Origin of the sequence: Paenibacillus sp. MER 180 (assembly GCF_023713665.1) — a bacterium.
Lineage (GTDB): Bacteria > Bacillota > Bacilli > Paenibacillales > Paenibacillaceae > Paenibacillus_B > Paenibacillus_B suaedae.
The window spans coordinates 342184-358999 of the sequence record NZ_JAMAVT010000001.1 but is presented as its reverse complement, the minus strand read 5'-3'; the positions used below and the strand labels follow the sequence as shown (position 1 = coordinate 358999).

16 protein-coding genes are annotated in these 16816 nt (G+C 46.2%); 8 read left to right on the top strand and 8 right to left on the bottom strand.

Features of this window, described 5'->3' with window-relative positions:
* Positions 1-98: 98 nt before the first annotated feature.
* Positions 99-1424, bottom strand: coding sequence for a PepSY-associated TM helix domain-containing protein (locus tag M3661_RS01480; protein ID WP_251481592.1), 1326 nt, complete (start codon positions 1422-1424; stop codon positions 99-101).
* Between the two features lie 262 nt (positions 1425-1686).
* Between M3661_RS01480 and M3661_RS01475 the strand changes: the two genes are divergently transcribed.
* The gene (locus tag M3661_RS01475) at positions 1687-2073 is read left to right on the top strand and encodes a DMT family transporter (RefSeq protein WP_251481590.1); all 387 of its coding nucleotides are present in this window, start codon (positions 1687-1689) and stop codon (positions 2071-2073) included.
* A gap of 1 nt (position 2074) precedes the next feature.
* Positions 2075-2389, top strand: coding sequence for a DMT family transporter (locus M3661_RS01470; protein WP_065292327.1), 315 nt, complete (start codon positions 2075-2077; stop codon positions 2387-2389).
* Here the strand turns inward: M3661_RS01470 and M3661_RS01465 are convergent.
* Positions 2345-2698, bottom strand: a complete 354-nt coding sequence (locus tag M3661_RS01465) for a hypothetical protein (protein WP_251481589.1) — start codon at positions 2696-2698, stop codon at positions 2345-2347. The two genes, M3661_RS01470 and M3661_RS01465, sit on opposite strands and share 45 nt — an antisense overlap.
* 157 nt (positions 2699-2855) lie before the next feature.
* Positions 2856-3986: a stalk domain-containing protein gene (locus M3661_RS01460; protein ID WP_251481587.1), complete on the bottom strand. Its 1131-nt coding sequence runs from the start codon at positions 3984-3986 to the stop codon at positions 2856-2858.
* Between the two features lie 250 nt (positions 3987-4236).
* Here M3661_RS01460 and M3661_RS01455 point away from each other — a divergent pair, with 250 nt between their 5' ends.
* From M3661_RS01455 to M3661_RS01435, 5 genes are all read left to right on the top strand, one after another.
* Complete coding sequence (locus M3661_RS01455) at positions 4237-6423, top strand: helix-turn-helix transcriptional regulator (protein ID WP_065292330.1); 2187 nt, start codon at positions 4237-4239, stop codon at positions 6421-6423.
* Positions 6424-6605: 182 nt separating this feature from the next.
* The gene (locus tag M3661_RS01450) at positions 6606-7541 is read left to right on the top strand and encodes an ABC transporter permease (protein WP_251481585.1); all 936 of its coding nucleotides are present in this window, start codon (positions 6606-6608) and stop codon (positions 7539-7541) included.
* Positions 7542-7553: 12 nt separating this feature from the next.
* On the top strand, positions 7554-8420 hold the full coding sequence (locus M3661_RS01445; protein ID WP_251481583.1) for a carbohydrate ABC transporter permease: 867 nt from the start codon (positions 7554-7556) through the stop codon (positions 8418-8420).
* 30 nt (positions 8421-8450) lie between these two features.
* Positions 8451-10001: an extracellular solute-binding protein gene (locus tag M3661_RS01440; protein ID WP_251481581.1), complete on the top strand. Its 1551-nt coding sequence runs from the start codon at positions 8451-8453 to the stop codon at positions 9999-10001.
* A 318-nt stretch (positions 10002-10319) separates the two neighbouring features.
* Complete coding sequence (locus M3661_RS01435) at positions 10320-10628, top strand: hypothetical protein (RefSeq protein ID WP_065292333.1); 309 nt, start codon at positions 10320-10322, stop codon at positions 10626-10628.
* Positions 10629-10817: 189 nt separating this feature from the next.
* Here M3661_RS01435 and qoxD read toward each other — a convergent pair whose 3' ends face one another.
* From qoxD to qoxA, 4 genes are read right to left on the bottom strand one after another with little or no spacing between them, the layout of a single operon-like run.
* Positions 10818-11105 (bottom strand): cytochrome aa3 quinol oxidase subunit IV, encoded by a 288-nt coding sequence (qoxD, locus tag M3661_RS01430; protein WP_005545125.1) that lies wholly within the window; start codon positions 11103-11105, stop codon positions 10818-10820.
* Position 11106: 1 nt separating this feature from the next.
* Positions 11107-11703, bottom strand: a complete 597-nt coding sequence (gene qoxC, locus M3661_RS01425; protein WP_021257346.1) for a cytochrome aa3 quinol oxidase subunit III — start codon at positions 11701-11703, stop codon at positions 11107-11109.
* Positions 11700-13643 carry a cytochrome aa3 quinol oxidase subunit I gene (gene qoxB / locus M3661_RS01420; RefSeq protein WP_021257345.1) on the bottom strand — a complete coding sequence of 648 codons (1944 nt, stop codon included), beginning with the start codon at positions 13641-13643 and terminating at the stop codon, positions 11700-11702. Before qoxB ends, qoxC begins: the two co-directional genes overlap by 4 nt.
* 29 nt (positions 13644-13672) lie before the next feature.
* A complete protein-coding gene (gene qoxA, locus M3661_RS01415) occupies positions 13673-14647 on the bottom strand; it encodes a cytochrome aa3 quinol oxidase subunit II (protein WP_251481579.1) in 975 nt (324 codons plus the stop codon).
* Positions 14648-15332: 685 nt separating this feature from the next.
* On the opposite strand from qoxA, the gene M3661_RS01410 reads away from it, so the two are divergent.
* Positions 15333-16280: a prenyltransferase gene (locus M3661_RS01410; protein ID WP_251481577.1), complete on the top strand. Its 948-nt coding sequence runs from the start codon at positions 15333-15335 to the stop codon at positions 16278-16280.
* A 112-nt stretch (positions 16281-16392) separates the two neighbouring features.
* On the opposite strand, the gene M3661_RS01405 is transcribed toward M3661_RS01410, so the two are convergent.
* Entirely contained in the window at positions 16393-16761 is a 369-nt protein-coding gene (locus M3661_RS01405; RefSeq protein ID WP_065292355.1) for an MmcQ/YjbR family DNA-binding protein, read from the bottom strand.
* Positions 16762-16816: the final 55 nt, after the last annotated feature.

The window sequence follows — 16816 nt, the reverse complement described above, 5'->3', positions numbered from 1 at the left end:
ATTATATCATACGTGTGCGGCAGGACGATTATTTTATTGTAACCGGGTAGAGCAAAGAAAGGGGAAGGCCGAGGCCTGCCCCCTTTTCTAATTTTCAATTAACCGGTTACGGATTTCGCTGATTTTCCTCGGAATAACAGGAAGCGTACCAATTCAATAAGTGCAATCACAAGCAGGGACATGCCAAGCAGCGGCATGAGCAGACCGAGAATGATTAAAATGACATAGAAGCCGATCATTGATTTCGTGTACGGCTGTCTTGGAGGTACTGCAAGTCTTCCGCGAGGTCTGCGCATCCACCACATTTTAACTCCCCAGTATACAATGGCAAGCAGTGCAATTACCGTCAGCAGGCATAGGATCTGGTTCGGCCAACCGAATAGATGCCCTTCATGCAAAGGAATCCCATAAGTGAACCACTGGGCGATAAGTCCGTAATCACGGTAGTCGATCTTATGAATCTGTGTGCCGCTATATTGATCGAAGTAAGCTGTTATTTCCTCGCTAGGCTTGATAACATCCATTCCGGTAATGCCTGATCCTGCGGATTTAGATGCCGTGTAGACGTCTTTCTCATCTGCTGGCAGGCTCAAGACGAAAGGCTTGGTCACTCCGTAATGATGGAGCATATGCTCGATATCGTCTACAGAGAGTGGCAGATAGCCGGATGAGGATTGCGGAGCTTTCTCCTTTCTAGTAGCCCATGGCAGCTCCTGCGCTTCGGATTGCGGCGGGCTCACATACAGCTTCGGATACCCGATCGATTCATTGCTTGCCGCCAGTTGATAGATCTGATTACCCATGAAGCCAGACCAAGGCAGCCCTGTAACGATAAGAATAAGCAACGGTATGGTGAATATAATACCGAAAACGGTATGCCTTGATTTCGCCTTCTCACGCTTCGTTCCAGTGGCAGACGCTCTCTTTTTCCAACCCATATATAGGCCAGAGATGATCAGAAATACTGCCCAGCACGCCGCTAGTTCCACCAAGTAGTTAACGGCGGTTCCACCCACTAGCAATGAACTATGCAAATTCCGAGTTATATTGCCAAAAGTATCGTCGGCAAGGATGCTTCCAACGAGTTGTTTGTTACGATCTACAAATACATATCTTTCTTGACCAGCTTCATCACGCATGGAGAATCTGGTGTTGCGCGATTCATCATCGAAGTAACTGACCTTCGTCACTCGTTCCCCCGGGTACGCTTGCTCCGCAGCGGCAATCGCTTGACTTGTTGTTAAGGTCTGGGTGTTGGTGCTCTGTCCAAAGTAAAGTGATTTGTATGCGATATCCTCAATTTCCGATTTGAACAGATATCCAATTCCGCTAAGCGATAACGTAATCAGCAGGGGGGCAATGAACAACCCCGCATAGAAATGCCATCGCCAAAACATATGGCTAAGTCTGTTGTTTGTTTTCATACTATGATGTTCCTCCTCTAAAAACAGGGGCTAGGTTGCAATACTAGGTCATTGTATGTGGATGCGAAAAAGCAGACAAGACTCGATCGGGCTATATTTCACCGCATTTATTGAAAATTTAGTTACTTAATTTCGAGATAATCGTAGTAGAGGATAATTATATAATGGTATATATAGGAAACTGTTGTGGCAAGAAGAAGAGGCAATTGAAGTAGTAGAAGGTCACAAGTAGAACGCCATAAGAAGAAAGGGAGAGAGTGCAATGAATGAGAGCCCTCCATTAAAGCCCGCGGAGGCGGAAGCTGCTGCCAAGAAGAGCAAGGTAATCTCAGTCAATCGTGCGTGGCTGTACATTGTGGTAGGAGGAACCTTAGAGATCGTGTGGGCAAGCGGCTTCAAGTACGAGCAGATTCCACCGCTAGTTGTTCTTGTAGCGCTGCTGCTTAGTTTTGACCTTATTATCCGTGCTGCTGCGGTCATCCCAATCGGGACAACGTACGCCGTATTTGCAGGTATTGGGACTGTTGGAACGGTCGTTGTAGAAGCGGTTATGTCTAATACGTTTAATCCGCTCAAAATCGGAATCATACTGCTGCTTCTGCTGTTCATAATGGGCTTGAAGCTGACGAGTGGGAAGGAGGGGAACTGAGATGGCGTGGATAGCATTAATTGCGGCAGGGCTGCTTGAAGTCATCGGTGTCATCGGTATTAAACGGGTTGCTGAGAAGAACAATTGGCCAAATAATATGATGATGATTGCCGCTTTCCTCCTCAGCTTTAAATTGCTTATCGGAGCCATGCAGATGATACCGCTATCGACCGCTTATGCGGTATGGACAGGTGTCGGTACGGTAGGTTCGGCATTGGTGGGGATGCTGGTATACCGGGAATCAAAGCGCCCATTTCGCCTGTTATGCATATTAGGGATCATTGGCTGCGTGGTCGGTTTGAAGCTGCTTGATTAACCGGATCGCTGACAGCAGCCCAACGGGGGGGGCCAAGATTCCTTTATAGACTGCAACAGTACAAGATGTGTAAATGGATTCTTGGCCAGCCTCATGCCTAAAGCGTGCAGCTAGTATGTCGTATTCAATTGCCAAGCGGAAAAGCTTATTGTCTGGCAGGAATGTAATGCTCGTTCCTGTATCTTGAGTAATACCGATTGTCCGTAATCTTCCTTGTGGAATACCCCGCTTATAATCTTGGCGGAATACTCTTCCTTCACGGCGAATCTCCACAGAAAGGTTGGATGAGAGCGCATTGACGACCGCCATACTAATCCCCTGTTCTCCTCCAGGAGCTGTGAACGAAGCGCTTCTTGAGAACCCTCCCATATCCGTTAGAACGGATTGTGCCTGTGTAATATCATGACCGGGAAGCAGGTTCACTGGGATGCCTGACCCAAATGAGGTCAGTCCTGAGGCTCTTGTCCTACTGCTTCAGTTGATATGTATAAGAGCTCGGAGTCGCGCCAGCGATCCGCCGAGTAAAATAGAGCATATCTCCCTTTATACTCTCAAAGTAAAGACTGTCGCCCTGCTTGTTCAATCCATTGGTCAATGCGGAGTCGATCGATGCTTTTTCTTCGCCAGTCAGGAGGTGCTTGTATAAAGCTATCGATTCTTTGGTCCTCCTATTGAAGAGATACTGGATTTTCTGTGTGGATGGGCGCACGAGCAAGTAATCGTCGAAGGCTTCCTCCACCGTAAACGTATCGTTCTCTCCGAAAATCTCCTGTGCAGAATAGGATGTCTTGATTGTTCCGTCCGTATCGGCGAGCTTTAAGGTGCTGTTGTCGATCATGATCCATAAGTCTCCGGCTTTTTCAATGCTTTTAAGATTAGTTCCGTTTCTCTCGTAACCGACTATGGACGAAGTCGCAACTTCATGATGATGGATGATCGCTTTATAGATAACATATCTCCTAGTAGAGTCATCTTCGATTTGCAGCATATAGCTGTCATTACTGATCTGGGATGCAGTCAATATGCTGGTATCCGAAGTTTCCAAGTTTATATTTTTAAGTAAAAATGGCTTATTGCCTGTACTCATATACAGGTCACCTATACTTTTGCGAAACCAAAATGCAGCACCCTTCTCTTTTGCGAATATATACGGCGTGTTATACGTAATATCCACGGTGCCAGTCCTGCTTTCCCAAGACATCGGTACTTGCAATACGGAAGAGAACAGCTGAAGCGGAACATACAGCGCGTTGTTATGTATAATCGGGGCTCCCTCAAGCTGTATCGTTTTACCGAAGGATTTGACTTGAGATTCCCCTACCTTCATTATGACCTCTTGTCCGGGAACAAGCACGCGAAAGGAATCGTTGGAACTATCCATCCAGGTGAAAAAGGATAAATAATGGCCAAGTGAAAACATCGGCACGTATATGCGTCCCGACTGAAATATGGGTTTACCGTTTAGTTCTGCCTCTGCATGGTTAATCCGGATGGTAATATCGGACTCTAAACCAATTTTGGGACGGAAGAGGAAGACGGCGGCTGTCAACAATACGGCGGCGGCCAAAACATAGTTTAACCACTTTAGGATCTTCAAGGATCTCCCTCCAAATAGGTATATACATCCTATATTACAGGACGAATCTGGAAAGGGGAAGGCAACAGGTCAAGGATTCGACCACGATCAATAGGCGAGAATATAGCTTGGACACATGGAAATTGGGCGAAAGAGAACTTGACGGAAGATCGAGAACTAGGCAATTGCGGGGAGGTTCGGCTAAGATAGTACTCATAAGTTTTCAGACAACTGTCTGTTCAGATCGTCGAGGAGGGGGCAGTTTACGGTTATGTTCAAATCTACGTATTTGCGCATTTTTGTATGGAGTGGCATATTTATCACCCTCATCATTATTCCGTTCTCCTTGTTTCTTGTTCAGCGTTTCTCAGATTATGCCACTGTGCAGTTAGGTACGATGAATCGGGAGAGAATTGAGGAGACGAGGGAGCGGACGGAATTTATTCTGTCGAAGCTGAAAGGGTATGGCCTGACTATGTATGGGGATCAGACCATTCAGAACTGGATGTATTCGAATCAAGATGATCCACTGCAGGATGCAGCAGCACTCCAAACCCTATCCAAGTACCTATCGAAAGAACCCTTTTTTGAAGGCGCTTACTTATTGAATATGCGCAGAGAAAAAGTGATTGATTTCAATGTAGGGCTGATCGACTTTCAGGAATTCTCCGACCATACGATTCTCGAGAAAGTGAAGCAAGGGGCTCCCACTCTATTGCAATATTTTCATCATGAAGTAGGAAACAAATCCTACATAGGCTTATTGCTTCCGTCCTCCTATATCCGTAAGGAGCAGTATGGCTATCTCGTAGTATTGTTGAATAAGCGTGCAATGGAGCAGTACCTCATCGCGGGAGACGCTGATCCGGATTATCAAGTCGCGTTATTAGACCGGTCGGGGAGACAGGTGCTTGGCGCAATCAACGAGTCAATTATGCCTGAGGTTATTCAGTCCAGATCGAATGATAAACATGGTGCTCTCGAACTCAAGACCGAGGGGGAGAGACTGTACATCAACTATATCGACTTAGAAGCGCAAGGCTGGACCCTATATTCGCTCTCGGGAATGAAGCAATTCCGGCAGCAGGCGACGACTTTTCAGCAGACGATCGTGCTGTACTCGGTACTTCTGCTAGTTGTCCTGCTCATCGTTGTATTTTGGAATTCACATCTCTTCTTCAAGCCCTTCCGAAGACTGGCGAATCAGGTTCACGGGAAGCTTGGAGTTCATGCTGTCAGTGATTACGATGCGATTCAGCAGAGTGTCACGCTGCTGCGCGATCATTCCCCCCTTATCAAGACGGAATACCTGCGTCAATGGATTCTTCAGGGCAGATTGGGAGACAGCACGCGGGCAGCGCTTGCTCGTGAATCGAGGATTCTTCAACACGAATGGATAAGGCTGTCTGTCGTGAAGATTGATGGCTTCTATGACATTGCGGAGCAATATGACTTTATGTCCCGGAAGCTGCTCAAGTATGCAGTTGGCAATATTGCGGAAGAACTTCTAGGCAGCGAGAGCCGAACGATCGAAGTAGTCGACTTTGGCGGTGATCACCTGCTGCTTCTGATTGGAGTTGCCGAACCTGCAGATGATGTGATGGAGCAATTAACGGAGCTCCGTCGTCAGGCTAAGGAGCATGTGCAGATGAACATCACTGTTGCTTATAGTGCAGCCAAGCATGTTCGCGATGATATGCGTGTTGTCTATGATGAGCTATGTGAGGTGACATTGTTCAAGTTCGTTAGCGGCGAGGATCGTATTTATACGGAGCAGGAGTATGAACGATACGCAGATTTGCACTGTCAGCCGGATGATATATTGCTGGATCAGCTCATCCAGTCTATTCGGAGCGGCAAGGAAGAGCAATCCTTGAACCTCCTGGAGCAATTATTTGCAAGATTGCAGACGATGAGGTATTCAGAATGTCAGTTCCAGCTGCGGCTATTATTCTTCTCTTTCGTCAAATCCTTCAGCAAGCTGACTTCCATTGATAATGTGGAGGGGATGGAGCAGCGCCTGAAGAGGTTCACGAAGCTGGAGGATATCCATATGTGGATGAAGGAAGAGATAGTCCGTATCATGTCGCTGCTTGGTAATCAGAAGAGCTTGAATCGCAAGGGGAAGATCGTTCAAGAGGTGGTCGAATATATTCAATATCATATTCACGATCCAGCACTGTCCGTCGATGATATCGCAGACCATATTGCACTCTCCGCCAAATACGTGCGCCAGCTATTTCTCGATCATTATGGATACTCCATGTCTCAGTACATACTCAATAGGCGTATCGAAATGGTGAAGGAATTGCTGCTGCATTCCGATTTGAGTGTTGCAGATATTTCACAGCAGGCAGGCTTCCAGACCAAGAGCCACTTCTTCACCGCCTTCAAAAAATCAACAGGGATGACACCAGCACAGTACCGACTGGAGCAGGTGCAAGAGGCAAGTGGTTAGCGGAGGGAATGAGCCGTAAACGCAAATAGAAGCCAAATCGGCAAAATAAGAACCCTGACATATACCACAGCAGAACCTGATTCGGCCAATGAGAACTAGTGAGATCCATAGGTGAACTGCTACGATGACCCTATTACTCAATGGTTCCACACATAGATCGTGAATAGTGAGGAGGGGAGGCTTTGCGACGTACAAAAAGAGGAGGCCATGGATTTGTTTATGAGATAAGGGAGAATCGATACCTATACTTACTCGCTCTGCCAGGGCTGCTGTTTCTGCTTCTCTTTGCTTATATGCCAATGCTGGGGCACTTGCTGGCTTTCCAGAGATACCGGCTTGCCGATGGACTGTTCGGCAGTGAGTGGATAGGCTTCCAGAACTTCGAGTTCTTCTTTCAAGGCAATGACTGGCTGCGCGTCACATGGAACACCGTATTTCTGAACGGATTATTTCTTGTGTTCGGTCTTGGGACAGCAGTTGTGCTCGCCATTCTGTTGAATGAGGTCACAGGCAAGTGGTTCAAGAAGACCGCGCAATCATTTGTCTTTCTGCCCTACTTCATTTCTTGGCTCGTTGTCAGCATGATGGTGCAGACGATGTTCAGCTCAACAGAAGGAATGATGAATCAGGCATTGACGGCGCTTGGCTTTGAAGGGGTGGATTGGTATCTATCCCCTGGAGTATGGCCGTATATTCTAACCTTCGTGTACGTATGGAAGGTAGCGGGATACAACTCCATTATCTTTCTGGCATCGATTACGAGTATTTCTTCTGAATATTATGAATGTGCCAAAATGGAAGGGGCGAGCCGCTTCCAGCAAATCATGTATATCACGCTTCCGCTATTGCGTCCGATCATCATCATTATGACGCTGATTGGCATCGGCCGAATATTCTACGGGGATTTTGGTATGATATACGCCATTATTGGAGATGTTGGCGTATTATTCCCAACGACGGATGTCATTGATACGTATGCATATCGCGCGCTGCGGCAGATGGGCAACTTCAGCATGTCCTCTGCGATTATCCTCTATCAGTCTCTTATGGGACTCATCGCCGTTGTTTTTTTCAATTGGTTGACACGGAAGGTTGACCCAGATTCTAGATTGTTCTAAGGTGTGATGAACATGCGTGAACGATTGTTTCTTGTCATTGTATATGGTTTTCTAATTGGTTTTGCCCTGATTTGCTTCATCCCGTTTTGGATTGTGTTGATCAATTCCTTTGCGAACGAATCCTATATCCAGACTGCTGGATATCAGTTGTTCCCCACGTCCTTCAGCTTAGATGCGTACGCCATGCTCTTGTCCGGAGAGCAGGTCTTCCGGAGCTATGGTGTCACGTTATTTGTCACCATTACCGGAACGGTGCTTGGCGTTCTCCTTACAGCTTCCTATGCATACGTGCTGAGTCATCCGAAGGTGAAATATCGGAATATTCTGTCCTTCCTGACCTTCTTCACGATGCTGTTCGGCGCAGGACTTGTAGGATTCTACATGCTCATTGCAAACTGGCTTAATCTGAAAGACTCTTTATGGGCTCTTGTCCTGCCATACCTGCTTAACCCGTTCTATGCCTTCATCCTTGTGTCCTATTATCGGTCTCTGCCTTATGAGTTGAACGAAGCAGCCACTGTGGATGGGGCCAATGACATTCGTATCTTCTTCCGTGTCATATGGCCGATTTCCTTGCCGGTCATTGCAACGGTTGCTCTGTTCTATGCGCTGCAATATTGGAATGACTGGTACTTGTCGCTGCTATTTATTGATAACTATAAGCTTCATCCGCTGCAGATGATGATCAGGCAGCTGATGTCTAACTTGAATGCCATGGCATACGTAGCCGGGAGCAGGACGGAATACAATATTGTCGTCCCAACCTACGGCATGCAGCTTGCTATTGTCTGCATCACAATTGGGCCGATTGTGTTCGTATATCCATTTGTACAGAAATATTTCATTAAAGGCATGACATTAGGATCCGTGAAAGGCTAATTCATATCTTGTTGTAGGGGGGACGAAGAAATGAAAATGAAACGCTGGTGGAAGATCTCGCTTGTGTTGCTATTGTCCTTGTCTCTGATTGTGGGCTGCTCGAAAGGGACGGAAGGATCGTCCAGCACGGATGCCTCGAAGGGGAGCGAGTCGTCAGGCAGTAAATTGGAACCGGTTACATTGAAGATTATGATCCCGGGAGACCGTCCGCCAGATATGGATCTTGTCATTGCTGAAGCAGAAAAGCGGATGAAGGATACGATTAACGTCAAGCTGGACATCGTATTCGTGCCGTGGGCTGACTTGGGACAGAAGACACAGGTGACCCTTGCTTCTGGTGAAAATATCGATCTGATCTTCGATGCACCATGGCTGCATATCAATCAAATGATTGCAGACGGCTACTATGAGCCGCTAGATGATCTGCTCAAGCAGTATGGCAAGAACGTGTTAGAGAAGCGTCCACAGCAAATGTGGGATGCGAACAAGTATGACGGCAAAATCATGGCAGTGCCGCTTGGATTAGTCTACATGGCGGGCAACGCTTATGTCGTGCGCAAGGATATTCGTGAGAAGCTGGGTGTGTCGCCTATCAAGACCTATAAGGAGTTAATTGATTTTGCTTACAAGGTGAAGGATAAGGAGCCGGGCATTGCGCCGTTTACGGCGGCAGGAACTACCGGGCAGCAGACGTATTCGATTGTCGGCCAGCGCAGTCTTCATGATTACATTACGCATGCGCGGTTTACCCATGCACTCGGAAGCAGTCTGACCTTATACTACAAAAATAATGATGGCAAGGTATTCAATCTGTTCGAGGATAAGGAACCGATTATGGCATGGTTGAAGGAGGCCAGACAGATGTATAAAGATGGCCTCGTATACAAGGATATTTTGACTGCGAAGGATTTCATTCAGCCTTTCATGAGCGGGAAAGCCGCTATCGTGACGAAGGGATCGTTCGGTACAGGACTCTCCTTCGATCAACAGTTCAAGAGCAATGTTCCGAACGGTGATCTGGAGACCGTGACCTTCTTCGATCCGACCAAAGGGGCAAATATCTCGAACTTCAAGCAGTGGAACTTCCTCGCCGTTCCGAAGGTAAGCAAAAATAAGGAACGCGCTGTCATGTTTATGGATTGGGCGAATCAGAAGGAAAATTATGATCTGCTGTCCTACGGGATACAAGGGAAACATTGGGAAGCTCTTGGCGACAAAGAATTCAAATTGCTCGATACGAAGGGGTATTCGCAATTCGGCTATGTATGGGTATGGAATCCAATCGATGAGCGGACAGATGTGGAAGCAGACAAAACGTACGAACACTTCGATGCTGTACTCCGCGATGCAGACAGCTTCACGAAGGATATTCTGACGGGATTTGAATTTGATTCCTCTGCTGTACAGAATGACCTTAGCCAATATAATACGGTCGAAGCGAAGTACTATCCTGCGTTGTTTAATGGCGTCCTCGATCCTGAGGAGACACTGAAGAAGTTCGAGGCTGAGGCAGGGCCTTCCCTCAAGCGGATTCAGCAGGAGCTGCAGCGTCAAATCGATGCCTTCTTGGCAAAGAAGTAGATTATTACAATGATGAGGCTATCCTGAGTTCTTGTTACCTTCAGGATAGCCTCTTCACTGATCAGAACAACGACAAACAGTGAACTCCAGAATTAGTAACGTTATAGTTCTAATTATCGATGTAGGGGAAGTGATAGTACGAAAGCATCTTCGATTTGCAGCCAGATGCTGCTTCTATACATCTTGGTACCTAATTTTTCTTATTTAGCGCAATAATCGATAAAGTTTTATGTAAAAAACAAAATATCGACAAAATCATACTTTTTACCTATAATTATTCCTTTTATATGTAAATCATGGAAAGGGGAAATTGTAAAGATGATGATTACCTTGAAAAATGCTGCAGGTGGATTAAAGAATGCAAAGCTGGGCTTCAGTTGGACAACCCTCTTCTTCGCGTTTTTCCCAGCACTGTTCAGAGGCGATTTGAAGTGGGCGTGCATTATGTTTATTTGCTCGTTTCTATTCGGATTATTCACGTTGGGGATTGGAGCGTGGATTCCGGGAATTATCTTCTCTTTTATCTACAACAAAATGTATATCAAAGAATTGATGGAAAAGGGCTATCATCCAGCTGACGAGCAATCACGCTCCGCAATGCAAGCAAAAGGCATGGTCGCTGCATAACGAATTTATTCTTCATACAGGCACCAACGTTCCATACTAGTCATAAGGTCCAAGCAACCACTCTAGGACGTGGATGCTCTTATGTTGAACGGTTAGGTTGTACTTATACGATGACAACCAGAATACAGCACATATAAAAAGAGGCTATCCCGAAGTCTTGCGACTTCAAGGATAGCCTCTTCGTTCTTCTTACAAGTAACCCCAGATCATCGTGAACAATGTACCGAACAATGTTACGAGAGCTACGAATAATGCGTACAGAATATTCGTATAGTTGGCTGTTTTCGTTGTCTTATCTTCATCGATATGCATGAACAGGAACAATTGCACGGCAGCCTGGATAGCTGCGCAGATGATCAAGATTGTAAGTCCTGTTGTGAATGACATATCCCATACAATGACGGCTAACGCAACGACAGAAAGGACGAGAGAGAAGACATAACCCATTACATGACGTATCGGGAATAGTTGTTTCATATCACATCATTCCTTTCAAGTATACGAAGCTGAAGATAAAGATCCATACTACGTCAAGGAAGTGCCAGTACAGCGAGAAGATGAACGACTTGTTCGCTGTATCATGTGTAAATCCTTCACGCTTGATTTGCATCATCAATCCGGATCCCCACAGAAGACCCATCGTTACGTGCGCACCGTGTGTTCCAAGCAAGACGAACAAGCTGGATAGGAAGGCAGAAGTTTGCAGTGTTGCACCTTCATGCACGTAAGTGACGAATTCGAAAATCTCAACGCCCAGGAAGCCTAAGCCGAGCAGCAGCGTGATTCCGAAGAAGACCATGGCTGGCTTCTTCAGCTTCATGCGCATACTGTGAATCGCAAGTCCGCAAGTGAAGCTACTCGTTAAGAGCAGGAATGTCTCCAGCAATACAGGCTTGATTTCAAAGATTTCTTTTGCAGACGGGCCGTTGCCCGTACGAGTCCACAGTGTAAAGTAAACGGCGAACAAAGTCGCGAAGAGTACAATCTCCGCGCCGAGGAACAGCCAGAAGCCGAAGATTCGGTTACGGTTCTCCTCTGTCTGATATTCTAGCGGCAGCGTATTATCGATCTTCATGCTCTATCACCCCGCAATTGTTGTTCCGTCTTTTTGATTTCCTTCACCGAGATATGGCGGCCATGATCCCGTTCAAAGGAACGTACTGCAAGCATAATCAGAATGAGGAAGCTTGTGATAATGGCAGGTGTCCACCACATAAATACCATGAAGAATCCCCAGAAGAAGAAGATTACACCGAGAATGAACGGCTGGCCGTTATTGTTCGGCATATGAATTTCTTCAAGCTCGCCTTCGAACAATGGTTGCTTGTTCTTTTTCCAGAGCCAGAAGGCATCAAGGCTCTTCACCTTTGGAACGATAGCAAAGTTATATTCAGGCACCGGACTGTGCGTTGCCCATTCAAGCGAGCGTGCATCCCACGGATCGCTCGTTGTATCTCTTGGCTGGTAGCGGAAGCTCCAGTAAATGTTGTACACGAGAATCGCAAAGCCGATAGCAAGACCGACAGAACCGATTGTTGCAAGCAAGTTGAGAGGGCCGAAGCCAGTCTCTGCAGAGTACGTGTACATACGGCGTGTCATACCTTTCAGTCCCAAGAAGAACAATGGCAGGAATGTCACGTTGAAGAAGATAGCGATGAACCAGAAGCTGATCTTACCAAGACGCTCGTTCAGGCGGAAGCCGAACAATTTAGGGAACCAGTAGTACATACCTGCGATAACCGCAAATACGGTACCTGGAATCAATACGTAGTGGAAGTGAGCAACCAAGAACATCGTATTGTGATACTGATAGTCAGCACTTGCCATTGCAAGCATAACGCCCGTTACGCCACCAATCGTGAAGATTGGAATGAAGGCAAGGGAGTACAGCATCGGTGTTGTGAACTGTATCTTACCCTTTCGCAGGGTGAACAGCCAGTTAAATATCTTAACCCCGGTCGGAATCGAGATCGCCATCGTACTAACGGAGAAGAATCCGTTAACCATTGCGCCGTGACCCATCGTGTAGAAGTGATGCGCCCACACGAGGAAGGACAAGAGCGAGATGGCAACCATACTGACAACCATCGATTTGTAACCGTACAAGTTCTTGCGAGAGAACGTTGAGATAATTTCACTATATATACCGAAGGCCGGCAAGATAACGATATATACCTCAGGATGTCCCCATACCCAGAACAGGTTGGCCCAGAGCATATCCATACCGCCGTTGGCCATCGAGAAGAACTGAGAACCGAACATGCGGTCGAATGTCATAAGCGCAAGCGCTACAGTCAATACAGGGAATGCGAACAAAATGATAACGTTCGTGATCAGAACCGACCACGTGAACATTGGCATTTTCATCAATGTCATGCCAGGTGCGCGCATTCTCAAGATCGTAACGATGAAGTTGACACCTGTCATCAAAGTACCAAGACCTGCAATCTGCAAAGCGATCGCATAGAAGTTATTCCCGATCTTCGGTGCAAGCTCAGGACCTGCAAGCGGGAAGTAAGATGTCCAGCCCGCATCCGGGGAGCCCCCGATAACGAACGAGATGTTGAACAGCATTGCTCCCCAGAAGAACAGCCAGAAGCTGACTGCGTTCAGGCGAGGGAATGCGACGTCGCGTGCCCCGATTTGGAGCGGTATAACTACGTTCATCAAGCCGATAATAAATGGCATCGCCATAAAGAGAATCATAATAACGCCGTGCGTTGTAAATACTTCATTATAGTGCTGGGCATCCAAGAACTTCATATCAGGTGCAGCCAGCTGCGTACGCATCATCAGAGCGTCCATACCGCCGCGGAACAGCATGACCAGGGCACTCAGGATGTACATGATACCGATTTTCTTATGGTCAACGGTTGTCAGCCATTCCCGCCACAGATAGCCCCATTTTTTGAAATAGGTCAAGCTGAAGATGATGGCTATCGTCACGAGCACGATGCTGGCCATAGCGCCATAAATCATCGGTTCGCCGGTAACGAAAAATTCGTCCCATTTCATAGTCTCAAATTACTCCTTTCTTGTTCAATCTAGTTGCCATGTTGAGAATGATCCATCTCTTGGTGTTCATCGTTGGAATGTTCCATTTTCGAGTGATCCGTTTTCGAGTGGTCCATTTCTTTATCCGATTCCTTATGAGAGTCGTCATGAGACGATCCACCATGATTGTGGCCGCCATGTTCGCCCTCTGGTGCTGGTCTGAATGTCAAGTGTGTGGAGGAATAAGATTTCCGTCCCACAAATTCGGTCTTCAGCAAGGAGTTGAATTCCTCTTCTGTCAATTCAGAAGCGGTACCCTTCACTTCTTTTACCCACTCTGTGTACTTGGTAGGGGACATTGCGAGCACTTCGAATTGCATGTGTGCAAAGCCTTTACCGCTGAAGTTCGAGTTTTTACCCATAAATGAACCTTCATGATCAGCTGCAAGGTGAAGCGTCGTCACCATGTCGCTCATCGCGTACTTCTGACCGCCAAGCTGCGGTACCCAGAAGCTTGTAATCGGTCCGTAAGAATAGAGACGGAACTCGATTGGGCGATCCGTAGGGATATTCAGATAGTTCACCGTTTCAATGCCTTCTTCTGGATAGCTGAAATGCCATTTGAAGTTCGAAGATGCGGCATAGATAACGAGTGGCTTCTGATTGTCATAGCCTTCTGGAGGCGATTCTACTGCAACAGTAGAGCGAATCGTCACAACAGATAGCACGGTTACAATAATGACCGGAATTAACGTCCACGTAATCTCCAGCCACTTGCTTCCTTCCTCATGAGGAGGCTCATAATCAGGTGCTGATTTTGAAGCGCGATACTTCGTTAACATGAAAATATAAAGTGCGTACACGACGAACAAAATTCCTGCCATCATAATCATGGAGAAAATAATGACGTCGGACTGCGTCTTGGCCTGAGGACCTTTCGGATTCAAAACATCTAATGAATCACAACCGGTCAAGAGGACAAGAAGAGCTGCGAATAAGGTGAATAACAACCCTTTCTTTTTCATCAAGGTACCCCTTTCTCTGTTGGTTGGCTTTATATATAGTAGGAAATCGGGATATTGTAACCATGCTATATCTTATTAGGAAGCACTCTGAATTACAAATGACATAGTGATCCTTAGTTGACATAGATATCCATATAAGGATCAAGTTTTCCTGCCCAAATTAAGCCCAAAAGCCGAAAAAGTGATAAATATCATTGAATTTCCGCCAAAATCGCCGTTTTTGAAATTTGTTCATAATTGCCTCTAAGACCATCAAGTGTACCAATACTGTCACAATTGTGCGCCCTTCAAAGGGGGTAAAACCCACATTATTCCTCAATTTTAAAGGATTTGTGTACAACAGAAGTGAATGTGCAAGTTGGTATGAACCGTGGTATATAAGCAATAGGGAGATCCGAATTTCTCGTTCTAGCGCACGCTCGCTCCGTTTTGTAATGCATCGTTTACGAACAGCACAGAATAACCATTCATAACGATTGTTAGGAAATAATTCTAATTTTAAGTAGGATAGAGTGTTTTTAGCTCTAATTACTCGTGAATTCGCGGGTTTTCGCTAGAATACGACACTTTATGAGGTAGAATATATCATCCGCTATCCGAGGAAGGCGGATTTTGATATATTTTTATGTGGGTTCGAGAACAGTGGCGGTACACCAATTTATTTGCGAAACATGGGGGTAACGAGGTGAAGGTTGGGCAATTTTTTAGGTTAGCTGAAATCCAAACGAAAGTAGCGAGCATGATACCGTTCTTCATCGGAACGTTATACGCGCTATATCGATTTCATGAATTTCGGCTAGTTCCATTTCTACTTATGTTCGCCTCATTATTGTCTTTCGACATGGCGACCACGGCCATTAATAATTATATTGATTACAAAAAGGCGATTAAAACACACGGATATGGTTATGAAGTACACAATGCGATTGTATCCTATGGACTTAAGGAGTCAACGGTAGTCGGGGTCATTGCGACGCTTCTTGTAACGGCCATAAGTTCTGGGGTTGCCTTGGTGCTGCAGACGGATATTCTTATTCTTGGGTTAGGAGGCTTGTCATTCCTTGTAGGTTTCCTCTATTCGCTGGGTCCGATTGCGATATCACGAATGCCGCTTGGCGAGTTGTTCTCCGGATTGTTTATGGGGTTCGTTATCATTTTCATTTCTACATACATACATGTAGACAAGGAACAACTTGTATCACTGGCGATTGACTTCCGGATGGCTCATCTCGATATCAATCTAATAGAAGTGCTATTGGTGTTCGCGATATCGATTCCAGCTGTTCTGAGCATAGCGAATATTATGTTGGCCAATAATATTTGCGACATTGAGGATGATCTGGCGAACAAGCGGTATACACTGCCCGTATATATCGGGAAGCCGAGCGCACTGATGTTGTTCCAATGGTTGTATGTGGCGGCGTACCTGGACGTCATTGTCCTCTTTGCCATCGGGGTGCACCCCTTGCTGTTGCTGCTTATTGTGGCGACGTTCATTCCTGTACGAAGAAATATGAAGAAATTCATAACGAAGCAGACGAAGGAACATACCTTTGTACTGGCCGTGAAGAACTTCATTCTGATGAATGCTGCTCGTATCCTTGTGTTGGGATTAGCAATCTTATTCTCTTGAAAATAAGACAAGGGATGTGCCGCTTGGCACATCCCTTGTCTTATTTGTCCGCAAAAAGACGTCATCCATGTAGAACCTTGACGTCCTCCGAACCGTAAAGGCGAATGATCACCTACACTCGCCCCATCAATTGATTTGCGGTAATGATGGCTTTCTCTTCTCTCGTCAGAGACTTAAAGACGAGATCATAAGAGTGGTCAATGAGCATCTGAATATCTTGATCACTTAAGCTGCCATTGAGCGCCACCGTGTTCCAATGTCGCTTGTTCATGTGATAACCCGGTGTGATCTCGGCGAATTGCTCGCGCAGGGACTCGGCACGGAAGGGGTCACACTTCAACGTAACACTTGGAGAACCGTCCGTTTCACGGAACAAAGCAAACATTTTGCCGCCTACACGAAATACGGGAATTTCGTCACCGAACGGGTAGGTTAGACGAGCGCCTTGTTTGTCAAAACAATAGTCAATCCAATCCTGCATGTCGAAACATTCCTTTTCATAGATGAAGATAGTTATCTTTAGCATATCGAAAGGT